Consider the following 26,852-nt stretch of genomic DNA (forward strand, 5'->3'; position numbering starts at 1 on the left):
CTCATTTAATGATACTCGTCATTAACCCGATTATGCAGAAGCATACCGTCAATCTTTATCTTTTCCATTTTCTTCCTGCGTCGGTGATACCGGATGGTTTCCGATCTCTGTATGCCTGATCTGTCCTCCTAAATACCCGGTCCAGGCGATGAGCCCAAAGCCAGCTAAAGCCGCTACCAGCGCAATTAAAGCAACCGGCCTGATCAGGGAAGAAGTTTTCCATGTCACAAATATCCCAATCGCAGCGATTATGCCTATGACAATCAAACCAATCAAAGATATTAAGGCTGATTCTTCATGTTCTTCAATAACATTTTTAGATATTCCCTGTATATGTTCAACTGCTTCTTCAGCACCTTCGCCGGTAACATAAGCTATACCGGCGCCAATAGCGGAAATGATCAAAATGTTGTAAGCAGCGATCAACGTAATATTGCTTTTTCTCCATATCCCGTGGATCAAAACAAAAGCACCCAGTACAGCGCCGAGGATGGGCAGGTGGGTGATCAGCAGGTGGATGTGTGTCTCGTTCATGACTTTTTTTATCGAAGTTCAGTATTTAACCGTATTATTTAAGTAATTGTGGTCAGGCGCACTCATGATCTTTGTCATTTATTTTTCGCGGGTAAACCTCCAATTTTATGATCTAAAACAACGGCCGTGAAGACGATCCTGATGCTCACTAAGTTTTCCGAAAATGCGAACCACCCTGGGAAAACCACCGCTAAATTTGTTCCCAATTAAAGGCAGACAGATGCTCTACAATGCCTATTATGACCACCCTATATTGCCGACCTAGGCCGGCCGCCCTTTGGTAGCCGAAGAATTTGTTTTTTTTAGAGTGAAAGCACCGCGCAACTCAGCCAACCGGCCATTTAATTAAGCATACCATGCCCGGCATATCTGAAGTGGACGTAGTCTTTTGCTAATGTTCAGACAATTAGCGCTGGACAGGTCCGGATTGATGCCATCGCCAAAAAAATGAAATTAGGAAGGCGGACACGGATATCATTATCAGAAAGCACTACCGGGACGAAAGTAATTATCAGGTTGCCGGTTCAATTTTCCATGAAAAAGTGTCGGAGATCATCGTCAAACCTGACCCTCGACATCGCCGATTCGACCAGAGCCGTTACCTTTAGCTCATATTTAAGATTGAGCAATATGAGCAATTTAGCGAACAAAGTGGCCCTGATCACTGGTGGTGGCTCGGGAATTGGTAAGGCAATCGCCCTATTGTATGCATTGGAGGGCGCAAAGATAGTTATTGCCGATGTCGATAAAAAAGGCGGAAATAAAACACTCGATGCAATAAAAGTTAACGGTGGCGATGCCATTTTCGTCGAAGCGGATACCGCCCTGCCAAACGAGCACAAGAGATTGGTTGAGCAAACTGTTCGGCGATACGGAGGCTTACATATTGCAGTTAACAACGCGGGGATCGGCGGTCCGTTAAATACCGTTGGTGAGTATCCGATCGAGGGCTGGGACAAGGTGATCGCGATCAATTTATCCGGTGTATTTTATGGGATGCATTACCAGATACCGGCTATGCTAACCTCCGGCGGTGGCAGCATTGTTAATATGGCATCGATCCTGGGCAAGGTAGGTACCAAAGGTTCTCCGGCTTATGTCGCGGCCAAGCATGGCGTGATCGGATTGACGGAGGCTGCAGCCCTTGAATATGCTGATCAGGGAATACGCATTAATGCGATCGGACCTGGTTACATACAGACGCCCATGTTGGATGTGTTGGATGATAGCACGACGAAATTAATTAGAAGTTTGCACCCGATGGGCAGACTAGGCAAGCCCGAGGAAGTGGCGGAACTGGCGCTTTGGCTGAATTCGGATAAAGCGTCTTTTGTGACCGGTGCTTATTACAACGTTGACGGCGGCTACCTGGCCCAATGACGAATGCTAGTCAAGTTGCACCTAGCAATGCGAAACGGTAAGTTTTACAAAAAGTTTCTATGAAAAAGCTGACTTTATATATAATTTGCTTCTCAACAATTCTGCTGTGCAGCCAGGCTTCAGCCCAGCAAACCGACCTGAGTTCCGCTGCTTCCAAAGCGCTGCCTGCTGTGGTCCGGATTCAGTCTTTTGTGTCTGACAGCCTATATGTGAAACACGCTAAGCTGGCGACGCGAATGGGAATCAGGTCGCTCGGATCGGGCGGAAGTACACTTGCCGGCAGTGCCTCCGGGGTTCTAGTCAGCCCTGATGGCTATATCTTAACCAATGCCCATATCTTAAATGGCGGCGATAGCCTGGTGGTGATCTTACCCGACCGCAGGACTTACCGCGCCGTTTTGACCGGGATAGATGACGAAGCCGATCTGGCCTTGCTGAAGATACCTGAAAACGGTTTGGATTTTCTGGAACCGGGAAACCCGGACCACGTGAAAATCGGTGAACCTGTACTTGCCGTAGGCAATCCGCTCGATCTTACCTCGACTGTAACTGCGGGGATACTAAGTGCCCGCTACAGAGCCCTGGACGATCGCACAACTCCGGCCCGGATCAATTCTTATCTGCAAACAGACGCCGCCAGCAACGAAGGCATGAGCGGAAGTGCATTGGTGGATCGCTCCGGGAAACTGATAGGGATCAATTCGGCGATTGTTTCTCCCAGCGGGACTTTCGCGGGATACGCTTTTGCTATTCCTGGCGGCGTCGTGAAGAAAGCCTTGCACGACCTGCTGGCGTATGGTATTGTGCGGCATGCTTATCTGGATGCGTTATTCAGCGATATGGATGACGTTCAGTACAAAAAGCTGGATAACAAAAATTTAACCGGCGTGCTGATAACCGGCGTTCAGCGTGCCGGTGCGGGTGAGCGAGCCGGGCTTCGCAGGGAAGACGTCATTATAAGGTTTGATCAGCACCAAATAATTGCCGCTCCCCAATTGCGGGAACTGCTGGCGCAATCCGCCCCTGGCGATTCCGTGAAAATAACCGTCATGCGCGGAAGTATTGCACTCGAAATTTCCGTGGTGCTTTCGGGTGGCAAGGTGGATCAAGCGAGAAATCTGCCGGGTGGCTGGCCGGCTACACGTACCAACCGCATTCACTGATGCGTTGAATGAATTCTCCGGGTGCCTGCAGGCTCGCGTTTCCGGAATATTCACTGTGATATTTACCACGCCACTATCTCTTTTACTGGGCAATCTGCCTGCCCGGATATGCTTATCGCCACCGTGGAATATGGACCAATTTAGGCCACCTGATCTTTGCAACCTCAGTTAATCGGCCCGACGGATTTTGTCAAACACCATGCAGACAATGCACGTCAAAACAGCGCTAGGATAGATATTCTTTTACCTGAAGGAGCAAGTCATTTATATCAAACGGTTTGGAAATATAAGCATCGGCAGCACAGTCTTTGGCTATTTGGTGCAGGTTAGCTTCGGCGGAAATAAGCATTACCGGCAAGTTTTTGGTTTCATAATTGCTTTTAAGCTCCCGGCACATTTCCGTTCCGCTTTTATTCGAACCGGCGATACGGATATCCAGCATAACCAGGTCAGGACGGATCTCTTCAATGTGGCCGGCCGCTACGCCTGTATTGGACAAGATGACCTCATAGCCGGCTTCCTGAAATATCACGTTGAGAATTTCCAAAATGTCCTCGTCATCGTCAATAATCAGTATACGCTTAGACATAGTGGTGTTATTTTATGTACATAGCCATCATTACAAAAGGTAATCCAATAAATGGTTAATTGGAAAAAAAACTAGAATGAAGTCAAATCATTTGGCGGTAGCGCCAGCCGCAAAAAGCAGCTATAGACCCATGTTGTCGTTTGAATACAAACTGTAGCTTAAACCATAACTGTCGACAAAGAGGCGATAGAAACGAAGCCTGGACGCTGATTAGCAGCATGGGTGGTGTCTCTCACAATTCTTACCGATGAGGTATAAGATTCAATGATTTCACGAAACCAAACCAGATAATTTGTGTTATGGACTTCATGGAAAAACAAATACCCGCGTCAGAAAAAACGAGATATTCAGATAATGAGCTGGCTGAGTTCAGGGCTCTGATCAATAGTAAAATAAAAATAGCGAGGGAAGAGCTGGATAGCCTGGTTTCCTCTATGAATAGTACCAACCCTAACGGTACAGATGACACATCGGGCGCTTATCAAACTCTGGAAGACGGTGCCGCGACGCTGGAAAAAGAGTCACTTCACCAACTGGCTGCAAGGCAAAAAAAGTTCATTGAGCAGCTGGAAGCGGCGTTGGTTCGCATAGCTAATAAAACTTATGGCGTCTGCCGTTCGACCGGAAAGCTGATTCAGAAAGAACGGTTAATGGCGGTACCGCATACAACCATGAGCATGGAGGCAAAGTTAAGGGGCGATTAGATCCAGTTAGTTTGGATGGCGCCGGTTTACTTTATTCGGCAAATAATGAGCCGAGGGAATTCACCGGGCGCTGGCAGCGGTAAAAAGTCCAATTGGGAATAATAATAAAGCCGTTTTTACCGGCTAATTGCCCCTAACTAGGCATAACGAGAAATGGACATGGCGGTACGGCCTGTTGTACACGTTAAACAGCAGTAAGTGTGGCTGCGGCCACTTCCTATTTTGACCTTTCCATTAAGTGGATAGAAATTGAATAAATGGTTTCGCTATTCCGTCAAGGATGAAGAATTAACGCTAGGATCCCAAAATATGGACCGTCACGGACTGAGTGGAAACCGCTCACGTGAATCCATTTTCAATACATCCTTGCACATGATACTGCGCCGTCCTGATCCTGTTTATGGAAGGCAGGCTATTTTGTGAAACAACGATTATATAATCCCAACCGTTTCGCGACAATGTTATAACCATCCTCCAACTGATGACAGATTCCTTCCCGGTCAAATTAAAAGTACAATGAGGTTTTCCAATGAAACCCCGACCTTAATTTTCACACCAGGCATTCGACCCTTAACCGCCGGTTCAAATTGCAACGGGTGTGCCAAAATCGTATACAATTCGTCAGTTAATGTGATTGACATTGGTTTAACTATAAGATAAATTTGATATATCCTTAAATGTAATTCCCGCCACAATGAAAAATCAAAACCGCCTGCTTGTAATTTTTTTGTTGATCGGATTGGCCGCATGTAAAAAGGAATTTTTGCCAAGCCAGCCAATAGTTGAAAAAGAAGTTTCAGATCTTGCTCCATTTCCCTCAACCACAAATTTTAATGTGACATTTCCCGGCTACGGTTATAATCGTTTTACCCCGTTTATCAGCGCTTACGCGGATAATGGCTATATTCTGGCCTGTAACATAGGTGTCGACCAACCTCATATCGCGCTCATTAAAATAAACCAGCAGGGGCAAAAAGTATGGGTAAAAACAATTGCCGGTTCCGGCATGGAAGAAGCAGAATCTATAATAGCTATTGCAGATGAGGCCTATTTAATAGGTGGGGTAACTTCCAGCAGAGACGGCGATTTTGCTGCTTTAAAGGAGGAGGGCGGTATGAGTACAAGTTTTATTATGAAAGTCGATTGTAAAGGAAAGGTTATTTGGGTGAAGAGCTTTGGTGGGATTACGAATTTAATCAGCTCTATAATTAGCACCTGTGATAATAATTATGCAGCGGTGGGAGAATCGACCATATTAAAGATTGACAAGGACGGAAAACTGTTATGGAACCGGAAAATTAGTTCCGGCATTGACTTAAGCCGGGTGGTGCAGGATAAAAAGGGCAATTTTGTGATAGGGGGAACTACCTTTAACGGGCCATCTCCAGATTTTTTGCTAATAAAATTAACCGACCGGGGCATCCCGTTGTGGCAAAAATTTTATGGCGGTTCTGGTGTTGATCTGGCTCATGACATGATCATTGATAAAGACAATAATTATATTTTAGTAGGTTCTACATTAAGTAAAGATGGGGATGTGGTAGGTTTGCACCCCCCATTTGAACCGGGCATTGAAAACGTGGATGGTTGGGTGCTAAAAGCAGATCAGGACGGAAATAAGTTATGGGCAAAAGTGTTTGGCGGAACGCTCGTTGACGAAATCAGAAGTTTGACAAGCCTTAATAACGGACAATACCTGGCAGTCGGTTTTTCCAGTAGCTACGATTTTGATTTGGCATCATTTAATTTTACTGAAGTGTTTAGGGGCTGGGCGCTAAAAATCAATACCGATGGAACACTTCATAGCGAACAGGTTTTTCAGCCCGGAGCTACGATTGGCGGTGAATTATTTTATGTCCTAAAGGGGGATGGCAATAATTATTTAGCCGCGGGCCTTTCGCTTAATACTTCGCCATTTTCTCCCTGGTTAATCAGCATACCTAACCCTTGATAAGGGCATGAATTTAACTGTGAGTCAACTTGCCGTGTATTCAATTTAAAGAAAGTCTTCCTGTCATGAAGATCATTCCGCTGTGAATTTTGGCGGAAAAATAAGCAGTGACTGCCTTTGATTAGCCAGCTCCTTCGTGGTTTGACTGGCGTTAAACAGCCGGGAAAAGAACCCCTGGTGATAATGGACGACGGCAAGGATATCGGCGCCGCATTCCTCGCAGTAGCGATTAAGTCGCGGAACAACGTCTTTACCACGTATAGCATGATAAGTAATATCCTGAAATTTTAGTTCGTTGGCAAACTTCTTAAAATCCATTTCCGCTATGATATCCTTATTGGCATCTTCACCAAACACATTAATATGTACAACCTGTATCCGGAAGGTTAAGAGCTTCGCCAGATCGATCAGGTAATTCAGGGCCGCTTTGTCCTTTGCATTGTAGTCGGTAGCGAAAACGACATTTTTGATTTTTTCAAGGTTAACAGCCGGCGGAACGATCAGCAATGGCCTGTCTGTGTTCCTCAGCACTGATTGGGTTTCGCTGCCCGCTAAGAAATGATCCAGATAGCTGCCGGATCGGGCGCCCATAATGATCAGCTCAATATCATTATGTTTTAACAGGTCTTTTATGTTTGGTCCGAGGCCACCGTCGCCCTGAAGGTGATGTATTGACAGGCGGCTTTCCGGGTTGAGTCTTTTAACAAATTCTTTAAGTTTAGCCGAATGTTTGGTCATTTTTTCTTTGCCTTCTTCGGTATAAATGCTGGTTAACTCCCCGGCGTACGGTCCGCCCCCGTCATATGGTGTGATAGGTATCACCTGAGATGTGTGATAAAGCAGTATATCTGCATTCAACTTTACGCAAATATAGGCTGCATTTTCAGCCGCATGCTCTGCATTCGCTGAAAAATCGGTTAATATCAAAATTTTTTTCATGACGATAATTTTTAGACTTTATTCAGGCGATTAATTTGGATCGCCGTTTTGATCAAATATTCAAATAATCTTATAACAGGCGAATGATTCTGATCACCGGATTACATGATTAACGACATATTTAATATTTTAAGCAGCTGATCTTTCGCAGTTCAGCGGATTCGGGTAGCATAACTTCACAAGGCCCGGTACGTCTATCAAATTCATCATCTAAAGAGTTCAAGGATAGGCAAACGGATAATTTTTGTCCGCGCAAAAGATCGAACAGATATTTATAAGGCGAAGACTACAAGGTCGCAGACGATCCCGTGGTGCTCGCAGCTGCCTGCCCGTTCGCCGGTTGATGAGCGGTGACCGTGTATAAAGGTATTTTTTGATACTGTTCCGGGATGATCACTTTTAGCTTCAACTCGTCTTTGATTTTGATCCTTAGCGCTTCCTGCGCGCAGGGTTCGCCATGTACGAGATAAACCTCCGGCGTTTTTTCCTTGAATTGACCTAACCATTCCAATAATTCCGTCTGATCGGCGTGGGCCGATAGGCCTTCAATCTCGATAACCTGCGCCCTTACCGGATAATATTGTCCGTGGATCTTTATTTCGTAAGCTTTGTTGAGCAGGGCTCTGCCACGGGTGCCTTCCGCCTGGTAGCCTATGATCACTATGGTATTTCTGGCATCGCCTATATAATGTTTCAGGTATTCTAAAACGCGCCCCCCTGTCATCATGCCGCTTGCCGCCAGTACGATCTTGCTGCCACGCTGATGAATGATCGCCTGGGTATGCTGATGATTATCATTAATGGTTACCCCGCTGAACATCTGAGCGCATTCTTTTTCACTGATGGTGAACCAATCGGGATAATGCAGTAAAACCTTGCCCGCGGACGCAGCCATAGGACTGTCTAAAAATACAGGTATCGCGGATGGTATGCCTTGCTTCTTTTTTAAACGATATATCAAATGCATAACTTCCTGTGCCCGTCCCACCGCAAAACAGGGAATCAAAATATTGCCATGGTTGAAAACGGTGTTATTGATCACCATTGCCAGTTCATCAGCTGCATCCGTTTTGGCATGCAGGCGGTCGCCATAGGTAGACTCCATCACTACGTAGTCTGCTGGCGGAACGTGTGCAGGTGGCGGCAAAAGTTCGGACTGCTGACGGCCAATGTCGCCCGAGAAAACAATGCATTTGCCGAAACAATTCAGGTTCACTGAACAGGCCCCCGCAATGTGCGCGCTAATATAAAGTGTAAAGTCAATATCTGAATTCACCCTGATGGTTTCTTCCGGGCTGATAACCTTGAAAAAGGCAAGGGCTGCTACAGCATCTGACACTGTATACAACGGCCGGGCCGGTTTATGCCTGGAGTATCCGTTCCGGTTGGCTTTCTCGGCATCTTCTTCCTGTAGTTTAGCGCTATCCCGCAAAATCAGTTCTGCCAGGTCACGGGTGGGCTGCGTCATATAAATTGGCTTCCGGTAACCGTTTTTGACAAGCAAGGGGATGTATCCACTATGGTCAAGGTGAGCATGTGTGAGTATCACCATATCAATTGCCGAAGCGGAGACCGGAAGTGGCTCCCGGTTTTTTTCGCGAAGCGACTTGATCCCCTGGAACAGGCCACAGTCGATCAATATATTCAGTTCAGGGGTGATCAGCAAATGTTTAGAGCCTGTGACCGTTTGTGCCGCCCCCAATGATTGCAAATAAACGGTCTGATCCCGTATGCCCGGTTCATTATCTATTAAGCTGCTCATATATTTATTGTTTAATGAATATAAAAGTAGGGAGATGAACCTAATAAAAATTGACGAAGATCACCTTAAGCAATGATGGCGCTCATTTGCCTGAAAAATCATTTGCCCGAAATTTGACGGTAAACAAAATTTGAAATTATGTCAACTTTAGCAAAAACAAATGGCTTTCCGTCATTAAAGTCAATGATGGAAGATTTCTGGAACACCGATGGCTTTTTTAGCCCTGCGGTCTTTAACCGCGAAGTGCTCCCCGCAGTAAACATTAAGGACACGAAGAAAGGTTTTGAGCTCGAGGTCGCGGCACCCGGCTTCCAGAAGGAGGATTTTAAAATTACGACCGAAAACGGCGTGCTGACGATTAGTGCCGAAACAAAGAATGAGCAAAAGGAAGAGACGGATAACTACACCCGCAGGGAGTTCACCCGCAGTTCATTTACCCGCACATTCAGTCTTCCGGATAACATCCTGGCAGATAATATTAAAGCCAGTTACAAGGATGGCCTGCTCAGCGTAGAAATGGAAAAAGACCAAAAGGCCGCTGTGAGCCGTAAACAAATTGCAATTGCCTGAAAGCGTAACGGGATACCTGCGGTAGCCGGCCGCAGGTATCCCGTTTTCATGCCCGGTCTTTGTCGGGCGAGATACGGCTGAACAATAATTTAGTTGTATAGGACTTTTACCGGGCTGATGACCACTTACATCCATTTGGAAGCAAATCGGTTGAATTCGTGTCTTAGCTGGTTGATCATGTTTTCTTCTGTATGGTACTGTTCCGCCAGCTCATCGTGAACAAGGACTGTGCTTTCACTAACATTGCCGCTGCTTTGCCTGATCTCAGATTCAGCTTTCCGGACATTGGTTTTTATGCGGTGAGCCAAGCCATCGAGATAGTCCCTGTGAATGATCAGTTGATTCTGATAATGCTCAATTCCCTCCGCCACATCTTTTCCTGTATTATCAAAGGCAATTTCTTCCAGCCTTTCCTGCAGGATATGAAGCTCCAGTTTATAAAATTCAATTGCCCTTAGCCATGCGTTGTGCGCAAATTGTAAATGTTTGATACTTGCTGTTTTCATGAAACAATAATACCTCCTGCAAGCCAATTGAAAAATGATGCCGCTCATTAATATTTATGACCGGCAACAAGGGCGGCAACTGAAAAGTGTTCCGAATGAACAATCTGACCACTGTCAGTTCTTTAACTGACAGTCATCATTATTCATACCGGCGATTAACCGGAAATTTACGATGTAAGAACTCTAAAAACGTTTGTTATGGAACCATATATCAAAAAGTTCAAAGATACCGGCATCAAAGACATTGGACTGGTGGGCGGTAAAAATGCCTCATTAGGAGAGCTCATTAATTTTTTGGCACCATCCGGTATCCTGATACCGGATGGTTTTGCGGTCACCGCAGCGGCCTACCGTTATTTTATAAGCGCTAATAACCTGAGTGCAAAACTCGGCGGCCTTATGAAAAGTTTGAACAGGACCGATTATTCAAATCTTTCGGAAATTGGCGGCGGGGCAAGAAAACTGATCCTGGACGCCCATATGCCGGAGGACCTGCAATTGGCAATCTTTGATGCTTATGACTATTTATTCAATTTCAGCGATCAGCCGGTTGCGGTTCGCAGCAGCGCCACTGCGGAGGATCTGCCTGACGCCAGTTTTGCCGGCCAGCACGAATCCTACCTCAATATTAGGGGCCATTGGCCAATTGCTAACGCGGTAAAAAAATGCTTTGCGTCGTTGTTTACCGACCGCGCAATAAAATATAGGGAGGATAAGGGGTTTGATCATCACAAGGTATTTTTGTCTGTAGGTATCCAGGAAATGGTCCGGGCGGATAAGGGCTGTTCAGGAGTCGGTTTTACGCTGGAACCGGAGTCCGGCTTCCGTGATGTCGTGCATCTGACAGGCGTCTGGGGGCTTGGAGAAAACATGGTGCAGGGCACAGTGGTTCCCGATGAGTTTTTATTATTTAAACCAGCGCTCATCAGGAACAATAAGGCGATCATCCAGAAAAATTTAGGTAGTAAAAGCAAGATGCTCATCTATGCGGACGATGACAATGATACACAGTATACCGTCAACCTGGATACGCCATGGGAAATGCGTGGCAAGTTCGTCCTGAACGACGCGGAAATTGAACATTTGGGGCGCTGGGCGCTTTTGATTGAAAAGCATTATGGCAAACCAATGGATTTTGAATGGGCCAAAGACGGTGTTAACCATCAGCTCTATTTAATACAGGCCCGTCCCGAAACAGTACATAGCCGCGAAAAGAAGCTGGAGATAAAAACCTTTACTATCGCTGAAAAGGGCGATATCATAACCAGCGGGGCCGCTATCGGAGACAAGATCACCGCTGGGTATGCGCGTGTGCTCCATTCTCCCGACCAGGCGGGAAGCTTGAAAGAAGGCGATATACTGGTAACAGATACCACCAGCCCCGACTGGGACCCAATTCTGAAAAAAGTGGCCGGTATCATTACCAATAAAGGCGGCCGCACAAGTCATGCGGCGATAATTGCACGCGAACTGGGCGCCGTCGCTATTGTGGGGACTGAAAATGCCACCTATAATATCAAAGACGGAGAACTGATAACCTTAAGTTGCGCCGAAGGTAAAACAGGGAAAGTCTACCGTGGCAAGCTGGAATGGGCTGAGAAGGTAACTGACGTCAGCGATATACATTTACCGGCACATCCGAAAGCACAGTTGATTATTGCTGATCCGGGGCAGGCGTTTCGGCTGGCCCGATTTCCCAATGATGGGGTAGGGCTGATGCGCCTTGAATTTATCATTGCCAACCATGTGCGCATCCATCCTATGGCTCTCGCGCATTTTGATCGGGTAACCGATGAAATCGACCGCGTGAAAATTGCCAACCTTACGGCTGGGAGCAGCAGTAAAGAACAATATTTTATAGATAAGCTTTCGCAGGGCGTGGCCACCATTGCAGCGGCATTCTACCCTAAAGAGGTGATCGTCCGGATGAGCGACTTTAAAACCAACGAATATGCCGGCCTGATCGCGGGTAAGTATTTCGAACCGGAAGAGGAGAACCCGATGATCGGTTTCAGAGGCGCCTCGCGTTATGATCACGACCGGTACAGGGATGGCTTTAAGCTCGAGTGTGAGGCGATGAAAGTGGTGAGGAACGAAATGGGTTTTACAAACGTGAAATTAATGATCCCCTTTTGCCGGACGGTGGCCGAAGGGGAGAAGGTAATCAGGCTAATGAATAGTTATGGTCTAAAAAGGGGCGACAATGGCCTCCAGATATATGTGATGGCCGAAATACCGAGCAATGTTTTACTAGCCGATGAGTTTGCCAGGTCATTTGACGGTTTTTCAATAGGTTCTAATGATCTTACCCAGCTGACGCTGGGCATAGACCGTGATTCAGCCCTTATCGCCGATCTGTTTGATGAACAGAACGCGGCCAGCAAAAAACTTATCGCCATGATGATCACCAGGGCAAACGAACTGCATAAAAAGGTTGGCTTATGCGGTCAGGCACCGAGCGATTCGGAAGCATTTACCAGGCTATTAGTCACCGCAGGTATCGACAGCATTTCCTTTAATCCGGATGCGCTCATTTCAGGAATAACAAATATCAATAAAGTGGTATCGGAGAACCCCGAATTTCATTTAAGGAAAATCACTCCGGACGAGGTGGTACTTTATCCGACGACTTTGCCTTGAGATGCAATTAAAAAGCCGTTGCCGCGGACAGGTAGGGAAAGCACAAATGTTGCTTAACAGCTATATCAGATTTTTGATCGTGGCAGGGCCTTTATGTCTTTGCATTTGCCGGCTCTGTGGGCAGTCATTTCCCGAAAATCAACTAATGCCGGGAAATGACAGCTTAATTAAAAAGGCGCTACCTGCAGCTGATCGAAGGTATTTTCGCCGGGCCGCAGCGCAGTTGCTGCTTGCCGACGCGGTCCCCTACGCGGTAGACCGGTATGTTTTCCATGCCGACTATGCACGGGTCTCGTTCAAAAGTATCAGCTATAATCTCAACCCCGGAAATTGGGCATGGGATCACGATTCGTTCCAGACCAACCAGTTTATGCATCCTTATCATGGAAGTATCTATTTTAATGCCTTCAGGTCAAATGGTTATTCGTTTTGGCAGTCAGTTCCGGCTGCTTTTGTCGGGAGTTATATCTGGGAAACTGCAGGGGAAAATGAAGCGCCGTCTCCTAATGATTTTATCAATACGAGCTTTGGCGGAATTGTCCTGGGCGAAATGACACATCGCCTGGCCAATGAAATAACCAATAATCATAGCCATGGATTCAGGCGGCAGTTAAGTGAGGTGTTCGCCTTGCTGGTCAATCCTGCCAATGGTTTTAACCGGATATTAACAGGCAAATGGGGGAGAAGGACGCCTTCCCTGACGGAGAAGGATACCTCGAAGATTAATGCGGAATTTAGTTTAGGTTTTCGCCGGTTTGAAAGTAATAATGCGAATCGGACCAGCGACAGGGAGTTCAGCTGGTATGCACGAGCCAGGCTGAGCTATGGGCTTCCTCATCAGAATTACAGAACGCCTTTCAGCAATATCTATATCGGTACAGAGATCGGAATGAATGATAAATCCCGTTTCAATGTTAATCTAATTACCGTATACGGTTCACTGGCAGGATGGGAAATCTCAGCTAAAAGCAAGTTCAACCATTTAGCCATTCTTTCGACCAATTACGATTATGTGCAAAATGAGGCTTTCTTTTACGGAGCACAAAGTATAAAAATGAATTTATACTCATCGCTGCAATTACCGGCTAAGGTTCGTCTTACAACGTCTTTAGGAGCCGGACCTGTTATACTGGCTGCGGTACCGAGTGCCTATCCCTATTATGACAGGAATTATGATTATGGCCCTGGCCTGGGGCTGAGTGCCGGCGGTGAAATAGATGTTGCAGGCAAGGCTTATTTTAGTGTCAGCTACAGAGGCGGATGGTTTAAGACGGTGAATGGTAACAGGTCCCATTATTTTTTGCATGCCCTATCCGGGGAACTGAGATACAAAGTAATCCGGCAATTATCCATATGTGCTGAACCCGGATATTTTACCCTGCGCGGTTATTACAAATATTATCCGGAGGTCAACCGGAATTATCCTTATGTTCGATTTTCCGTCAGGTATGACTGCAGGCTTTGAGCCTGTGTAATTAGTTGCCTGACTTGATTGTATTCTTGCTGGCTTCTTTGGCCTGCTTTTTAAAATAACCTCTGAACAAAAAACTGTGCTTCAACGCCTCCATATTTTGATTAAATCCATCGGTTCCTTTTCTGATATTGTCCAGGCTAAGGCTAAAATTTCTGTTCATTGATGTGTCTTTTAGCAACAAATGGTATATCCCCTGATCTTTGTGCAGGTCATAATTGATCTGCAGGGCCAGGCTGTCCAGATGAACCGTCAGACGATTCGCATTTTGGCTTGCCAGTTTGAAATTAGTTATAGCAGTTTTCATATTTGCAGCCATGCCTGTATCTGACAGGAATGCACCGGCAACTCCTTTGCCCTTCTTTGCCTGGGTCATTAATTCGTTTAACGTCCGGGTCATCAAGCGGGCGTTTGCGCTCGCGCTGTTTACATTATCTAAAGAAGACCGCAATGATCTGCCTATGGTTTTGTCATCCAGCAGATCTAATGCCGGACTTCGGCTGATGCGCAGGACCGTTTCTCTGAGTGTACCCGAAATGACTGCAATGTCATTATTGGTTTTGGATAACGTTTGCAGTAAATCATCCGTATTTACCGGCTTTTGAACAGGCAGGATGTCGCCGGCAGATGCAATTTTGCCGTTGCTCTTCGCAGGGGTTATATTAATAATCTTATTGCCCATCAGACCTTCTGTGCCAATTGACGCAACCGCATTGGACCGGATATGGCTTTTGATATCTTTATCAATGCGAATAGTTACCTCTATAACCGTGTCGTTTAGCAACTTAATATTTTTTATGGTACCGGCCTGAATTCCGGAATACCAGACATTATTGCCCTCCATTAGTCCGTTTATGTTGGTGAACCTGGCTTTGAGTTCAAAGCTTCCACCAAAAAGATTTTGATTTTTGCCAATCAGGAACAGCGAAAAGACCAGCACGGCCAGACCACTGATCACTAATATGCCGAGCTTAATATTGTTGATTTCTGTATTTGCCATTTTGCTATTCAAAAAATTGTTTAATCTTCGGGTCCTCTGCGTTCTCCAGCTCTTTGTAAGTGCCTTCTGTGTAACAACGTCCATTGAGCAGGAGCGCTACGCGATCTGCTGTATTTTTAACGCAATGCATATCGTGAGTGATAATTATAGAAGCCGTATGATACTTTTTCTGCAACGCTACGATGAGCTTGTCGATCTCTCTTGCTGTGACCGGATCAAGTCCTGTAGTAGGCTCATCATATAGGATAATCTCCGGCTTCAGGATTAATGTCCTTGCCAGCGCAACGCGTTTTAGCATTCCTCCTGAGAGCTCTGACGGCATCATTTCTGTTGTATGTGGGAGCCCTACATTTTCAAGGGCTTCCGCAACCAGCTCGTTGATCTGGTCCTGACTATAGTTCACTGTATGACGGCGCAAGGGGAATTCCAGGTTTTCTCTGACTGTCATCGAGTCATAAAGCGCATTTCCCTGAAACAGGAATCCGATCTTCATTCTGACCTGGTCCAGTTTTTCCTCATTCAGGTCAGGGACACTTTCTCCGAGTACGATGATGCTTCCCTTGTCGGGTTTTAAAAGACCGATAATGCATTTGATCAGCACAGATTTGCCCGAACCGGATTTACCAAGCACGACCAGATTTTCCTGTCTGTGGAGCGTTAGGTTAAAGTCTTGCAGCACATGGATTTTGCCAAATGATTTATACAAGTGTTTCACCTCGATCATGATCTGGCCGTCTTTAGGTTTCCGTGGTATGGCTGATATTGTTGTGTCCATCTCTTGTTTAATTTAGGCCAAGAAGGTCGGTGATTTGAACAGCCAAAAGATCGATCACAAAAATGAGCACGGAGGAGAGTACCACTGCGGAGTTTGCTGAGCTGCCTACCCCCCTTGTGCCTTTACTGGAAAAATACCCTTTATAACAACCAATAATACCTACGGCGAATCCAAAGAAAAAGGTCTTAATAACTGCCGGAACCAGATCGCCATAACTTAAGCTTTGAAAAACCTGGGTGAAAAATAACTGAAAGCTGGTGACTGAGCGAATATTTACCCCGATATACGCGCCAAAGAGCGACACGGCATCGCCTAAGACAGTGAGTACCGGGAGCATCAGCGTAGTTGCTATAACCCTGGTAGTGACCAGGTATTTGTAAGGATTGGTGCCGCTTACATCCATTGCGTCGATTTGCTCGGTTACCTTCATCGATCCCAGTTCTGCGCCGATACTGCTCGCTATTTTGCCTGCGAAGATCAGAGCAGTAATCACCGGGCCTATTTCGCGAACAATAGCGATTCCCACCATTACGGGTAATTGCGATTGCACACCATATTCGACTAGGGAGGGACGCAACTGCATGGTGAGGACAAGCCCCATAATAAAGGCGGTTAAGGCAATAAGTGCAAGGGATTTATATCCTATCAGGAAACACTGATTAAAAAACTCAGCGGTCTCAAAGCGGGGTTTGGCCACCGAGGAAAAGAAGCGCCCGGCGAAATTGCTTATTTTGCCCGTCTGGTCAAAGAATTCCCTGGTGTTTGTGCCGAACTGCATGTTACATGATATAAGTTGATACTACTAATATGTCCGATGTTTGTGCTGTAAATTTACGGGCGGCGCCGGAGTTTAGATATGATGCCTGTCACGAATAACGGTGCCCTGTATCATTATTCGTACATTGGTTTCATCGCTTCATCGCGTGGACAGTGTAACCCACTTCTCAAAGCTGGACTGTCAAGAATGAAAAGCCAAACTTTAATGAGTCAAACGATAAAGAGCTTTATTGTCAGCGAGGCACAGACGTAAGGTCTGTTAAAGGATAGGATAGCGCACAAATTAAATGATGCCTACAGTGAATCAGGCGAAATCTCAAGCCTTGTCTGACTATTGTTTAATCGCCCGTTCATTATCTGCTGTCAGCTTCTCTATCTAAATCGCCTGGTGGCAAGCTTTTAAATGCCGTAATTGGCCCGCCCATTTCGATCAAGACTTTCCATGATAATCTTCGCACACTCCTCAGGTGAGTTTATTGAAGTATCCACCTCCAGGTCATAGATGCCGGGGTTGTGAACAGCCTGTTGCCATAACAATACTGGTTTAATAAAAACTGTATCGTTTAATTCTTATACTGAAAATATAATCATCATTAAGCCGGCGGATTTCCCAACAAACCCTGTAAATCCCATTTCAGAGCATTCATGATTATCACAACTAATGTGGCAGCTTGTTTTTAGTTATTCCGTACAGGTAGGTCCCCAGTAATGCACCCAAAATGACAATGACCATCGTCGGGTAACCATAACCGAAGTTAACAAACATAGGTCCAGGGCATGCACCGGCGAGGGCCCAGCCCAAACCGAATATCAACCCGCCTAAAATGTATTTCGGCCAACTTTTTTCTTTATGAGGAAAAACGATCGGATGGCCATAAAAATCTTTTATTTTCAATTTTTTGATCAGGAATACGGCTATGGCGCCTAATCCAACCGCAGTGCCGATTATTCCGTACATATGAAAGGACTGGAAGCGGAACATTTCCTGTATGCGATACCACGATGCTGCTTCCGATTTTACCATAATCACACCGAACAAAATGCCGGCAATTACAAATTTCACTCCTTTCATTTTTTCAGAATATTAATGGAAATAAAACATGAGTCATCATCAGGCCACCCGCAAAAAATCCGATAACGGCCCATAACGAGGGCAGCTGCAAATTAGAGAGGCCGCTAATGGCATGCCCCGAGGTACACCCTCCGGCATAGCGGGAGCCGAAGCCAACCATCAGACCGCCACCCAGTAGGGTAATCAGTCCTTTAGGGCTGAATGCGAAAGACCAGTTAAAAATGGACGATGGGTTTAACCCGCCATCAAAAGGCACCCCGAGGGTTTGCAGATCAGCAATGGTGGAAGGAGCGAGTTGTAATGGCTGATCGCTTTTTAACCAGACGGCTGACAGGTATCCACCGAAAACAGCCCCAGCCATAAACAATAAGTTCCAGCGCTGCGTACGCCAGTTAAAGTCAAAAAAATGATGAGTTTTACCGGCACCGGCTAATGTGCAAAGGGTACGCAGGTTGGACGAAAAACCAAATGATTTGCCAAAATACAATAGCAACACCATTATAAAGGTTATAGCTGTACCGGAGGCATACCATGGCCAAGGTTGTTTTAATAATTCTATCATGATCCATTAACTGTTGTACATATAAGCGAATTTAAGAAGTATGCTGTCTGCTAAAGCATTGTGCCGGGGCAAACGTAGGGGCTTATTTTGAATTTGCCACTTTCTTTAAGTGCTGTAAAGCCGCCGCTCACATTAATAAGGTTGTGATAACCACGCGTGCGCATAATAGAATTGAAAATCATGGAACGGTAGCCACCGGCACAGTGTACATATATGGGTTTATTTTTATCGACCTGGCTCATATGCTTATTTATGTAGTCCAGCGGTATGTTTTCGGCACCGATCACATGCTCGGCAAGATATTCACTTGCCTTACGCACATCTATTAAAGCCGCTTCTGCGTCTGAGTTGGCCAGTTCTTCCGCGCTTACCGATGTTATATGATCCGTTTCTTTGCCGGCCGCCTTCCAGGCGTTCATGCCTCCTTTCAGGAAGCCAAGCGAATGGTCATATCCAACTCTTGCCAGCCGCGTTACGACCTCTTCTTCCCGCCCCTCATCAGCTACAATAAGTATAGGTTGCCGGATATCTGTGATCAATGCGCCAACCCATGGTGCAAAGTTGCCATCTAGTCCAATATTAACCGAATTTGGAATAAACTCCTGTCCGAATACGGCCGCATTTCGGGTATCCAGTATTACGGCCCCCGTTTCGTTGGCAGCCGCTTCAAAGGCTTCCGGAGACAACGCCCGCGTACCCTGGCCTAACACCGCGTCTATACTTTCGTAACCTTCTTTATTCATTTTCACGTTCATCGGAAAATAAGCCGGCGGCGGCGTTAAACCCTGTGTAACTTCCCTGATGAATTCCTCTTTTGTCATATTTGCCCGCAAGGCATAATTGTGCTTTTTCTGATTCCCAAGCGTGTCTGTAATTTCCCTACTCATATTCTTTCCACAGGCCGAACCCGCGCCATGCGCCGGATAAATTGTTACATCATCATTGAGAGTCATCACCTGGTTGCGCAGGGAATCGTAAAGCGTTCCTGCCAGTTCTTCCTGCGTCATGTGGGCTGCTTTCTGTGCCAGGTCAGGACGTCCAACGTCGCCAATAAAGAGCGTATCGCCGGAAAATAATGCCTTTTGCTCGCCATGTTCATCTAATAATAAATAGCAGGCCGATTCCATAGTGTGGCCGGGCGTATGTAGCACGCGGATGGTTACTTTACCCAGCTTAAATTCTTCCCTGTCCTTAGCCACATGAGCTTTAAAACCAGGCTGTGCGGTAGGGCCATAAATAATTCGGGCACCGGTTTGCCTGGAGAGGTCAAGATGGCCGGAAACAAAGTCGGCATGAAAATGTGTTTCAAATACATACTTGATGACAGCCCCGGCAGCTTTTGCCTTTTTTATATAGGGTTCCACTTCCCTGAGCGGGTCAATTATTGCCGCTTGGTTTTCCGATTGGATGTAGTAAGCCCCCTGGGCCAGGCATCCGGTATAAATTTGTTCGATGATCATGACTTAATAGATTTCTTGTACAAATTTCTGTTAATGAATAATATTAGACGGTGATCAAAGTCACTTAAGCAAAATTTCTTTAATGATAATGCCAGTTCCTGTTATCAGTACAAACCAGCCAAAGCCACGTTTTAGCTTTAGCCCTTTAATTCTGTTATTAATTAACCCGCCGGTGAAGACGCCTGTTATCGTAATTGCAGTTATTTTCAAGAGAAAGAACCAGCTGATCTGAAAATGACCAAGGTCACCGGTAAAACCGATGAGGGAATTAAGCGCAATTATCAATAATGAAGTACCAACCGCCTCTTTCATGGACAGTCCTACCAGCATAACAAGGATTGGGATAAGGAGAAAACCACCACCGGCACCCAGTAATCCAGTGGCAATTCCAATAACTGTCCCGAAAAATAACAAGCTCGTCAGGTTCGGGTTTTTCTTACTAATCCTACCTTCGGGGTCAATTTTACCGCCGCGAATCATGGCAGTTCCGGCAACGACCATAAGAAAAGCAAATAGTGTCATCGTCAGCAAATTGTGTGTTACCGTGAAGCTACCGATCCTGAAAAAAGTACCCGGGATCAAAGGCAGGATAAATCTCCGGATAAGAAAAACGGTGCTTACAGAGGATAGTGCAAACAGCAGCGCTGTTCGGACACTCACCAGCCCCCTGCGAAAGTTTTGGACTGCACCGGCCAAACTTGTTGAGCCGACGATGAAAAGTGAATAGGAGGTCGCTAGCACCGGATCAAAACCGAAGAGGTAAACCAAAACCGGAACGGTGAGTATAGAACCGCCGCCACCGATAAGGCCCAGCGATATGCCGATCAGTGCCGACGCGATATAAGCTAAAAGTTGCATATTTTTTTATTTACCTCAAAAGTGCGACTTGACGCAACCGGCAACGGTGACTTATGTCACTCCGGCTAAGTTTTTAACCATTCTATGAATTTACGGTGAAGTTTTACATCGCCGCGCTGCTCCATTTTTTTAAGCAGCCTGGAGATTACTTCGCGGGAAGAGTTCAGGTCTTTTGCGATATCCAGGTGTGACAACACAAGCTTATTGGTTTTTAGTTGCCGGTATTGTTTTTGCAGGTAAAAGAACAGCCGTTCATCCATCGCACGAAAGGCGACATCATCGATTACCGTCAACAGTTCCTCAAATCTGGCCCGGTAGGTTTCCAGCACAAAATAATACCAGGTCTTGTATTGTTTCATCATATCGTCCATAAAGATGATGGGTATCATCAATAATACGGTGTCCTCGACTGCCCTGGCCGTAACCTGGCTGGTTTCCTGTTTAATCGCGCAGATCATCGACAAAGCACATGCGTTGCCCGGTTCGAGGTAATACATAAAAAATTCGCCACCGTCATCACTTTCACGGTACAGTTTAACCCTGCCCTCAAGTACCAGCGCGGAGGCTTTCAGGTGTTGCCCGGTTTGCATAATTATCTCCCCGGCCATGAACGTTTTAACTTTCCCGTGATCAGCTATGAACTGTCGCAGCCCGGGTTCAAAATGAGAAAACAGCTTGTCAAAGTAAGTTGAATCAAAAATTGGAGTCTTCATTGGCGTAAAGCGAGTTGATAAAATGTTAAAGCAAATTAACGTTAAAAAAGCATCCGGGCAGGAGCGGCCATGGCGATTTTCGTAGCCACCGCAGCGGCTTTGTTTCCACCATTCAGCTGCGTTCCCTTCTGCGCCGAAGTTATAATAGGATCTTTCCGTCTTCCATCTGAATGATCCGGTCAGCCCGTTTGGCAAAATCGGGATCATGCGTCACTACGAGCGTTGTCTGTTTGTTTTCAAGGCAAATCTCTTTAAAGATACCAAAAACGATATCGCTGTTTTTTTTATCCAGGTTGCCGGTGGGTTCGTCGCCCATAATGATCAGCGGGTCATTAATCAGCGCCCGGGCAATGGCCACACGCTGCTTTTGCCCTCCGCTCAGCTGGCTGGCATTTTTCAGGGCCTGGTCGTATATACCTAAGGTTTTTAAATGCTGCATTGCCTTTTGTTCTATCATCTCGTTGGAAAATTTACCCAGTTTCATTGCAGGGAGCATTACGTTTTTAAGGACATTAAACTCTTCGATCAGGTAATGGAACTGAAATACGAACCCGATCTTCTGATTACGAACAAGAGCAAGCGCTGCGTTATCTTTTTCCTGAAGAGCTTCATTGTCCAGGAATAACTCGCCCTCATAATCAGTATCCATAGTGGATAGGATATATAATAATGTGGATTTACCGCAACCTGATTTTCCCGTAATGGAAACAAAACTACCCCGCCCGATGGAGAAGCTGATATCCTTCAATACACGGAAACGGACCGGGTCTAAAAAATACTTATTGATATTGATCGCCTGTAAAACCGGTGTTTCCATTACTTTCCTCTTATGATGACCACCGGATCAACTTTCGCCGCCTTACGGGCCGGAAACAGACCGGCCAGATAAGTGGTTATTAGCGCAAAGCCAACGCCAATTAAATAATAAGTAACTCCAAAATTTACCGGATAGGTTTTAATCGTAGGCAATGCCGATGTCTCGAACGGAATGTGGCTAATGATAAGCGATAAACCATAACCCAACAGTACACCAACAATACCGCCAACCACACCCAGCACCATGGATAACTGAATAAAGATCGTCTTAACATCATTACCGGAAAATCCTGTAGCTTTTAATATCGCTATCGCGTCCATTTTTTCATAGATCAGCATATTCAATATATTATATATTCCGAATCCGGCAACCACCAGCAAAGTAACACTGACACTATAAGCTATCGTATTGCGTACAGTGGTGCCGGTTTCAAACTGGGCATTGGCAGTTTGTACATCGGTGGCATCCATATCAAAAAGACGGGCATATTCTTTTGCAACAACCGGGGCGAGGGTTATATCTTTTAATTTAACCTGTATATCGGTAATGTAGCCGGCCGGCTTACCCTGCAGCTTTTGCGCCGTTTGGAGAGAAGTAAAACTTTGCACATCGTCTACTTCGGCTATCCCAAACTGCACTATGCCCACTATTTTAAGCATAGCAATATCGCCATCGGGTGTGGTAACCTGTACCACGTCTCCCGGTTTGACAATAAGCTTGTCTGCAAGTCCTTTGCCAATGATTATACTGTTATTCACTGTACCCAGATCGGAAATAGTACCCTGAATAATGTTATCGTTCAGGTGAAACAGCTTCTGCTCCAGCTGAACGTCGACGCCATCAATCATGCCTGACAGCTGAATGGTGCCGCTGTTAAAAAAAACGGTCGTACTGATTTTTGGGGCAACATCAATCACTCGGCCATCAGCCCTGATGGCTTTAATGATGCGACTCGCGTTATAGAGCCGCTTTCCTTCATCCTTTGGTTTCACCGACTGGATAAAATTTCTGAAGCCTGCAAACTCGCCGGCCCGGTCAACAGGCTGCGTTTTGGAAGGCGCAACAGCGTTGTACAGCCGGATATGAGGCGTACGGTTGATGATCAGGCTGTCCAGCATTTTGTTTAGACCCGTCATGAAACTGATAAGCGCAATAAACATGGCAATGCCAAATGTAACCCCGGCAGCAGCTACAATCGATTGCTTCAGGCGTGCCATCAGCAGTGCGAGCGCAATATTTAAAAGCAGTCTTGTTTTCATTTAATACGGTTTATAAATGGTTTCCTGCGGATTAAGGCCATGCAGTATTTCCACGTTTTTTTCGTCCAGTGCGCCCGTGATCACCTTCTTTTTAATATCACCCTTTAACCACACGCAATTATCCTTATCAAGGAAGCTCCTGGGGATGAGTAAGGCTCTTCTCTTCACACTGACGATGATATTGACCTCTGCTGTTAAGTTCGGATAAAGCTTTGCCGGCGGGTCTGAAAAAACAGCTTCAACGTTAAATGTACGTGACCTTTCGTCCATTATCGGATAAATTTTACTAACCCTGCCCCGGAAGAGTAGTCCTTTATAACTATCCATGGTAATTTCAACCAGCTGGCCCGGTTTAACCCCCGTAATATCGTTCTCATCGACATTCATCTCCAGGTAAAACTGATCGGGCTTCCCTAAAATGCCGAGCGCGGTTTGTGTAGTCACCAGTTCGCCTTTATTTTTAATCGCATCAAAGGCTTTTCCGTCAATTTCACTTTTGATCAAATAATCGGTTGCCCGCTTTTGAGTAATTAGGTAATTGATCCTCGACAGTTCAAGATCATTTTTTAATTTCTTTTTCAATTGCGTTAAATGCTTAACGGCTACATCATAATTTATTTTTGAAGTGGTAAATGCCAATTGACGCTGATCAAAATCTAAAAGAGTACCGATATTTTGCTTCCATAAATTTTTTTGACGGCCATAAAAAGCGGAGTCGAGCCGGTATTTATCTTTGGCGGCCTGTACCTCGAACAGGGCTTCCTGCAATTGCTCTGAATTGGCCTGACTATTTGAAAGGGAAAAATCCAGAACCTGGCGGGCGTTAGCAGCATTTAATGTGGCTTCTCGGCTTTCCAGGACAAAAAGCACATCTCCCGCTTTAACCAGGTCGCCGGGCTGAACGTTAATTTGTTTAATGATGCCCGGCACAGTGGATATAACGGTGTACTGGTCTTTGGCTTTGACATTTGCAGAAGCGTATAGTGAAACGGTGAGATCATGGATAACCGCTTGCGTATGCTCTTTTTTATTTGAACATGCACTGATCAGAAATACCAGCGGAATAGCGTAATTAACCAGCTTCATTCGAATGTAAGTTTGCATCTGACCTATGGGCAAGACTATGTGCGTATATCTTATTAAACCCATGGCCTTCTGTGACAATTAAAAAACGGAACCGGGTCCTCCGGTTCCGTAATGCGCAGGGGTACCTTGAGGGGCTTGTCTGACACACTTACCGAAATTGGAACACGTTCCATCCATCGGGTATACAAATATAGATTTTGTGTACCCTGCTGAATATGAACTATATCACGTTTTAAGCTGATCCCTGTCATTTTTATCGCAGGCCAGGTTATTCACTTTTATGATCATGAAACCGCAAAAACCACAAAAAACAAAAAATTTCCGTAAAGTCCCGGCTAAAGACCGTTTCAGCTGGTTGTGGGTATACATCCTGCTCCTGCTGTTTGCGATTGTTTTGCCTTATTTTATCTCTTCCAGAGCGGTCAGCGGTCAGCAAATTACGTGGCAGCAATTTCAAAATGATATGCTCCGCCGAAACGCAGTAGAAAAGCTCGACGTATTAAATAACGAGCGGGTAAATGTCTATATCAAGAAAAGCTTCTCCGCCGAAAAGGCATTTGAAAAAGTATTCAAGCCGCTGTTTGGTGACAGTTTAAATACAGGACCTCATTTTTACTTCAATATAGGATCTGTAGATTCATTTGAACGGAAAATGGATGAGGCGGAAAGGGGCACACCGATCCCGCAAAGGATCCCGGTAGCTTATAATTATAGCAGCGGAAGCAGCGGTTTTTGGAACATTGCCGCCTGGTTGCTGCCTGTTATCCTGCTTTATTTTTTTATCCGGTTCGCGCTACAACGAACCGGTGGTTTGGAAGGTGGTGGTTCTTCGGTTTTTAATTTTGGCAAATCACCGGCCACGCTCATAGAAAAGGAAAACAGTAATATAACTTTTGCGGATGTTGCGGGTCTGGATGAAGCGCAGATAGAGGTGAAGGAAATTGTAGACTTTTTAAAAAGTCCGGAATCATTTACCAAGCTGGGCGCAAAAATTCCCAAAGGCGTTATTCTTGTCGGGCCTCCCGGAACAGGAAAAACCTTATTAGCGAAAGCGGTGGCGGGCGAAGCACAGGTGCCTTTCTTTTCTATTTCCGGGTCTGCCTTCGTGGAAATGTTTGTTGGCGTCGGCGCCTCACGGGTGCGTTCTCTTTTCCAGCAGGCTAAAGAAAAGGCGCCATGTATTATTTTCATAGACGAAATTGATGCTATAGGCCGTTCCAGAGGAAAAGGCGCCTTCTTAGGTGGCGCCAATGATGAGCGGGAAAGTACCCTTAACCAGTTGCTAACCGAGATGGACGGGTTTGGAACCAATACGGGCGTCATTGTGCTGGCAGCCACCAACCGGGCTGATATGCTTGATCCCGCATTGGTCCGGACAGGCAGGTTCGACCGGCACATTTACCTGGAACTGCCGAATATGAATGAGCGTGCATCGATTTTTAAAGTGCATATGCGGTGCCTGATTTTGGAAGAAGACATAGATACCGTTTTTCTGGCCGGGCAAACGCCGGGTTTCTCGGGAGCTGATATAGCCAATATATGTAATGAAGCCGCTCTTATTGCGGCCAGAAGAAAAGGACTGAAAATAAATAAACAGGATTTTATGGATGCTATCGACCGGGTTATAGCTGGTGTGGAAAAGAAAAGTAAGATCATTTCGCCCCAGGAGAAAAAGATCATCGCTTACCATGAAGCCGGGCATGCGGTACTAAGCTGGTTGTTAAAACAGGTGGACTCCCTGGTAAAAGTTTCCATTATTCCACGTGGTAAATCTTTAGGCGCTGCATGGTACCTGCCGGAAGAAAAGCAATTGCGCGGCGAATCTGCATTTATGGAGCACCTGAGCGCTACGTTGGGAGGGCGGGCAGCTGAGGAGATTATTTTCGGTGAAGTTTCTTCCGGCGCACTCGATGACCTGGAAAAGGCGACCAAGGAAGCGTATATGATGGTTGTTTACTACGGTTTTAATAAGAAATTAGGCAATGTCAGTTATTTTGATTCAACCGGCAGGACCGAAGGCGCCCTTCAGAAGCCGTTTAGCGAGGATACCGGAAAACTTATTGATGAGGAAATCCGGAAGCTTATTAACGAATGTTATATGACCGCCAAAACAGTGCTGGGGGAAAATAAAGTTGCATTAACCAGCGTAGCCGAATTATTGCTAAAAAAAGAAGTCATCTATAAAGAAGATCTTGAAAATATATTAGGCAAACGAAATGCAAATACGGCAATTGGACAACAGGCTTCTGCGGTAGCCGGTTAAT

General features: G+C 45.7%; 25 protein-coding genes. 8 read left to right on the forward strand and 17 right to left on the reverse strand.

Annotated elements, in window-relative coordinates; translation table 11 throughout:
• Positions 1-48 precede the first annotated feature (48 nt).
• Complete coding sequence (locus NPE20_RS14185; RefSeq protein WP_256539322.1) at positions 49-534, reverse strand: DUF2231 domain-containing protein; 486 nt, start codon at positions 532-534, stop codon at positions 49-51.
• Positions 535-1,068: 534 nt separating this feature from the next.
• Here NPE20_RS14185 and NPE20_RS14190 point away from each other — a divergent pair.
• Both NPE20_RS14190 and NPE20_RS14195 read left to right on the forward strand, forming a co-directional pair.
• Positions 1,069-1,914 (forward strand): SDR family NAD(P)-dependent oxidoreductase, encoded by an 846-nt coding sequence (locus NPE20_RS14190; RefSeq protein ID WP_354003253.1) that lies wholly within the window; start codon positions 1,069-1,071, stop codon positions 1,912-1,914.
• A 59-nt stretch (positions 1,915-1,973) separates the two neighbouring features.
• Positions 1,974-3,077, forward strand: coding sequence for a S1C family serine protease (locus NPE20_RS14195; protein WP_256539323.1), 1,104 nt, complete (start codon positions 1,974-1,976; stop codon positions 3,075-3,077).
• Between the two features lie 226 nt (positions 3,078-3,303).
• Here NPE20_RS14195 and NPE20_RS14200 read toward each other — a convergent pair whose 3' ends face one another.
• The gene (locus tag NPE20_RS14200; RefSeq protein WP_256539324.1) at positions 3,304-3,666 is read right to left on the reverse strand and encodes a response regulator; all 363 of its coding nucleotides are present in this window, start codon (positions 3,664-3,666) and stop codon (positions 3,304-3,306) included.
• Positions 3,667-3,974: 308 nt separating this feature from the next.
• On the opposite strand from NPE20_RS14200, the gene NPE20_RS14205 reads away from it, so the two are divergent.
• Together NPE20_RS14205 and NPE20_RS14210 are read left to right on the forward strand one after the other, a co-directional pair.
• Positions 3,975-4,370, forward strand: a complete 396-nt coding sequence (locus NPE20_RS14205; RefSeq protein ID WP_256539325.1) for a TraR/DksA family transcriptional regulator — start codon at positions 3,975-3,977, stop codon at positions 4,368-4,370.
• A gap of 694 nt (positions 4,371-5,064) precedes the next feature.
• A complete protein-coding gene (locus tag NPE20_RS14210; RefSeq protein WP_256539326.1) occupies positions 5,065-6,321 on the forward strand; it encodes a hypothetical protein in 1,257 nt (418 codons plus the stop codon).
• 72 nt (positions 6,322-6,393) lie between these two features.
• Here the strand turns inward: NPE20_RS14210 and NPE20_RS14215 are convergent, their stop codons facing one another.
• Both NPE20_RS14215 and NPE20_RS14220 read right to left on the reverse strand, forming a co-directional pair.
• Positions 6,394-7,260, reverse strand: coding sequence for a universal stress protein (locus tag NPE20_RS14215; RefSeq protein WP_256539327.1), 867 nt, complete (start codon positions 7,258-7,260; stop codon positions 6,394-6,396).
• A 286-nt stretch (positions 7,261-7,546) separates the two neighbouring features.
• Positions 7,547-9,022, reverse strand: a complete 1,476-nt coding sequence (locus tag NPE20_RS14220) for an MBL fold metallo-hydrolase RNA specificity domain-containing protein (RefSeq protein ID WP_256539328.1) — start codon at positions 9,020-9,022, stop codon at positions 7,547-7,549.
• Positions 9,023-9,160: 138 nt separating this feature from the next.
• Between NPE20_RS14220 and NPE20_RS14225 the strand changes: the two genes are divergently transcribed.
• On the forward strand, positions 9,161-9,592 hold the full coding sequence (locus NPE20_RS14225) for an Hsp20/alpha crystallin family protein (RefSeq protein ID WP_256539329.1): 432 nt from the start codon (positions 9,161-9,163) through the stop codon (positions 9,590-9,592).
• Between the two features lie 125 nt (positions 9,593-9,717).
• Here the strand turns inward: NPE20_RS14225 and NPE20_RS14230 are convergent, their stop codons facing one another.
• Positions 9,718-10,098 (reverse strand): hypothetical protein, encoded by a 381-nt coding sequence (locus NPE20_RS14230; protein ID WP_256539330.1) that lies wholly within the window; start codon positions 10,096-10,098, stop codon positions 9,718-9,720.
• 198 nt (positions 10,099-10,296) lie between these two features.
• Between NPE20_RS14230 and ppsA the strand changes: the two genes are divergently transcribed.
• Positions 10,297-12,738, forward strand: a complete 2,442-nt coding sequence (gene ppsA / locus NPE20_RS14235) for a phosphoenolpyruvate synthase (protein ID WP_256539331.1) — start codon at positions 10,297-10,299, stop codon at positions 12,736-12,738.
• A 145-nt stretch (positions 12,739-12,883) separates the two neighbouring features.
• Positions 12,884-14,203, forward strand: a complete 1,320-nt coding sequence (locus NPE20_RS14240) for a DUF3943 domain-containing protein (protein WP_256539332.1) — start codon at positions 12,884-12,886, stop codon at positions 14,201-14,203.
• Positions 14,204-14,213: 10 nt separating this feature from the next.
• Here the strand turns inward: NPE20_RS14240 and NPE20_RS14245 are convergent, their stop codons facing one another.
• The 12 genes from NPE20_RS14245 to NPE20_RS14295 form a co-directional block, all read right to left on the reverse strand.
• The gene (locus tag NPE20_RS14245) at positions 14,214-15,209 is read right to left on the reverse strand and encodes an MlaD family protein (protein WP_256539333.1); all 996 of its coding nucleotides are present in this window, start codon (positions 15,207-15,209) and stop codon (positions 14,214-14,216) included.
• A gap of 4 nt (positions 15,210-15,213) precedes the next feature.
• Complete coding sequence (locus tag NPE20_RS14250) at positions 15,214-15,984, reverse strand: ABC transporter ATP-binding protein (protein WP_256539334.1); 771 nt, start codon at positions 15,982-15,984, stop codon at positions 15,214-15,216.
• A gap of 7 nt (positions 15,985-15,991) precedes the next feature.
• Positions 15,992-16,762, reverse strand: a complete 771-nt coding sequence (locus tag NPE20_RS14255; RefSeq protein ID WP_256539335.1) for an MlaE family ABC transporter permease — start codon at positions 16,760-16,762, stop codon at positions 15,992-15,994.
• A 398-nt stretch (positions 16,763-17,160) separates the two neighbouring features.
• Positions 17,161-17,298 carry a phosphotransferase-like protein gene (locus NPE20_RS26965; RefSeq protein WP_354003254.1) on the reverse strand — a complete coding sequence of 46 codons (138 nt, stop codon included), beginning with the start codon at positions 17,296-17,298 and terminating at the stop codon, positions 17,161-17,163.
• Positions 17,299-17,419: 121 nt separating this feature from the next.
• Complete coding sequence (locus NPE20_RS14260; protein WP_256539336.1) at positions 17,420-17,833, reverse strand: DUF6691 family protein; 414 nt, start codon at positions 17,831-17,833, stop codon at positions 17,420-17,422.
• A 4-nt stretch (positions 17,834-17,837) separates the two neighbouring features.
• Complete coding sequence (locus tag NPE20_RS14265; protein WP_256539337.1) at positions 17,838-18,395, reverse strand: YeeE/YedE family protein; 558 nt, start codon at positions 18,393-18,395, stop codon at positions 17,838-17,840.
• Between the two features lie 50 nt (positions 18,396-18,445).
• A complete protein-coding gene (locus NPE20_RS14270) occupies positions 18,446-19,855 on the reverse strand; it encodes an MBL fold metallo-hydrolase (RefSeq protein WP_256539338.1) in 1,410 nt (469 codons plus the stop codon).
• Between the two features lie 60 nt (positions 19,856-19,915).
• Positions 19,916-20,713 carry a sulfite exporter TauE/SafE family protein gene (locus tag NPE20_RS14275; RefSeq protein ID WP_256539339.1) on the reverse strand — a complete coding sequence of 266 codons (798 nt, stop codon included), beginning with the start codon at positions 20,711-20,713 and terminating at the stop codon, positions 19,916-19,918.
• A gap of 65 nt (positions 20,714-20,778) precedes the next feature.
• Positions 20,779-21,426: a Crp/Fnr family transcriptional regulator gene (locus tag NPE20_RS14280; RefSeq protein WP_256539340.1), complete on the reverse strand. Its 648-nt coding sequence runs from the start codon at positions 21,424-21,426 to the stop codon at positions 20,779-20,781.
• A 139-nt stretch (positions 21,427-21,565) separates the two neighbouring features.
• The gene (locus tag NPE20_RS14285) at positions 21,566-22,243 is read right to left on the reverse strand and encodes an ABC transporter ATP-binding protein (protein ID WP_256539341.1); all 678 of its coding nucleotides are present in this window, start codon (positions 22,241-22,243) and stop codon (positions 21,566-21,568) included.
• Positions 22,243-23,502 (reverse strand): ABC transporter permease, encoded by a 1,260-nt coding sequence (locus NPE20_RS14290; RefSeq protein WP_256539342.1) that lies wholly within the window; start codon positions 23,500-23,502, stop codon positions 22,243-22,245. The genes NPE20_RS14285 and NPE20_RS14290 overlap by 1 nt, the downstream gene beginning before the upstream one ends.
• Positions 23,503-24,588: an efflux RND transporter periplasmic adaptor subunit gene (locus NPE20_RS14295; RefSeq protein WP_256539343.1), complete on the reverse strand. Its 1,086-nt coding sequence runs from the start codon at positions 24,586-24,588 to the stop codon at positions 23,503-23,505.
• A 286-nt stretch (positions 24,589-24,874) separates the two neighbouring features.
• Here NPE20_RS14295 and ftsH point away from each other — a divergent pair, with 286 nt between their 5' ends.
• A complete protein-coding gene (ftsH, locus tag NPE20_RS14300) occupies positions 24,875-26,851 on the forward strand; it encodes an ATP-dependent zinc metalloprotease FtsH (protein ID WP_256539344.1) in 1,977 nt (658 codons plus the stop codon).
• Position 26,852 lies beyond the last annotated feature (1 nt).

Origin of the sequence: Mucilaginibacter aquariorum (assembly GCF_024498135.1) — a bacterium.
In the GTDB taxonomy this organism is placed as follows: Bacteria; Bacteroidota; Bacteroidia; order Sphingobacteriales; family Sphingobacteriaceae; genus Mucilaginibacter; species Mucilaginibacter aquariorum.

What these genes read in the sequence shown, in the direction of transcription:
- NPE20_RS14185 (WP_256539322.1), bottom strand. Translation starts at nt 534, where the DNA reads ATGAACGAGACACACATCCACCTGCTGATCACCCACCTGCCCATCCTC.
- NPE20_RS14190 (WP_354003253.1), top strand. Translation starts at nt 1,069, where the DNA reads ATGAAAAAGTGTCGGAGATCATCGTCAAACCTGACCCTCGACATCGCC.
- NPE20_RS14195 (WP_256539323.1), top strand. Translation starts at nt 1,974, where the DNA reads ATGAAAAAGCTGACTTTATATATAATTTGCTTCTCAACAATTCTGCTG.
- NPE20_RS14200 (WP_256539324.1), bottom strand. Translation starts at nt 3,666, where the DNA reads ATGTCTAAGCGTATACTGATTATTGACGATGACGAGGACATTTTGGAA.
- NPE20_RS14205 (WP_256539325.1), top strand. Translation starts at nt 3,975, where the DNA reads ATGGAAAAACAAATACCCGCGTCAGAAAAAACGAGATATTCAGATAAT.
- NPE20_RS14210 (WP_256539326.1), top strand. Translation starts at nt 5,065, where the DNA reads ATGAAAAATCAAAACCGCCTGCTTGTAATTTTTTTGTTGATCGGATTG.
- NPE20_RS14215 (WP_256539327.1), bottom strand. Translation starts at nt 7,260, where the DNA reads ATGAAAAAAATTTTGATATTAACCGATTTTTCAGCGAATGCAGAGCAT.
- NPE20_RS14220 (WP_256539328.1), bottom strand. Translation starts at nt 9,022, where the DNA reads ATGAGCAGCTTAATAGATAATGAACCGGGCATACGGGATCAGACCGTT.
- NPE20_RS14225 (WP_256539329.1), top strand. Translation starts at nt 9,161, where the DNA reads ATGTCAACTTTAGCAAAAACAAATGGCTTTCCGTCATTAAAGTCAATG.
- NPE20_RS14230 (WP_256539330.1), bottom strand. Translation starts at nt 10,098, where the DNA reads ATGAAAACAGCAAGTATCAAACATTTACAATTTGCGCACAACGCATGG.
- ppsA (WP_256539331.1), top strand. Translation starts at nt 10,297, where the DNA reads ATGGAACCATATATCAAAAAGTTCAAAGATACCGGCATCAAAGACATT.
- NPE20_RS14240 (WP_256539332.1), top strand. Translation starts at nt 12,884, where the DNA reads ATGCCGGGAAATGACAGCTTAATTAAAAAGGCGCTACCTGCAGCTGAT.
- NPE20_RS14245 (WP_256539333.1), bottom strand. Translation starts at nt 15,209, where the DNA reads ATGGCAAATACAGAAATCAACAATATTAAGCTCGGCATATTAGTGATC.
- NPE20_RS14250 (WP_256539334.1), bottom strand. Translation starts at nt 15,984, where the DNA reads ATGGACACAACAATATCAGCCATACCACGGAAACCTAAAGACGGCCAG.
- NPE20_RS14255 (WP_256539335.1), bottom strand. Translation starts at nt 16,762, where the DNA reads ATGCAGTTCGGCACAAACACCAGGGAATTCTTTGACCAGACGGGCAAA.
- NPE20_RS14260 (WP_256539336.1), bottom strand. Translation starts at nt 17,833, where the DNA reads ATGAAAGGAGTGAAATTTGTAATTGCCGGCATTTTGTTCGGTGTGATT.
- NPE20_RS14265 (WP_256539337.1), bottom strand. Translation starts at nt 18,395, where the DNA reads ATGATAGAATTATTAAAACAACCTTGGCCATGGTATGCCTCCGGTACA.
- NPE20_RS14270 (WP_256539338.1), bottom strand. Translation starts at nt 19,855, where the DNA reads ATGATCATCGAACAAATTTATACCGGATGCCTGGCCCAGGGGGCTTAC.
- NPE20_RS14275 (WP_256539339.1), bottom strand. Translation starts at nt 20,713, where the DNA reads ATGCAACTTTTAGCTTATATCGCGTCGGCACTGATCGGCATATCGCTG.
- NPE20_RS14280 (WP_256539340.1), bottom strand. Translation starts at nt 21,426, where the DNA reads ATGAAGACTCCAATTTTTGATTCAACTTACTTTGACAAGCTGTTTTCT.
- NPE20_RS14285 (WP_256539341.1), bottom strand. Translation starts at nt 22,243, where the DNA reads ATGGAAACACCGGTTTTACAGGCGATCAATATCAATAAGTATTTTTTA.
- NPE20_RS14290 (WP_256539342.1), bottom strand. Translation starts at nt 23,502, where the DNA reads ATGAAAACAAGACTGCTTTTAAATATTGCGCTCGCACTGCTGATGGCA.
- NPE20_RS14295 (WP_256539343.1), bottom strand. Translation starts at nt 24,588, where the DNA reads ATGAAGCTGGTTAATTACGCTATTCCGCTGGTATTTCTGATCAGTGCA.
- ftsH (WP_256539344.1), top strand. Translation starts at nt 24,875, where the DNA reads ATGAAACCGCAAAAACCACAAAAAACAAAAAATTTCCGTAAAGTCCCG.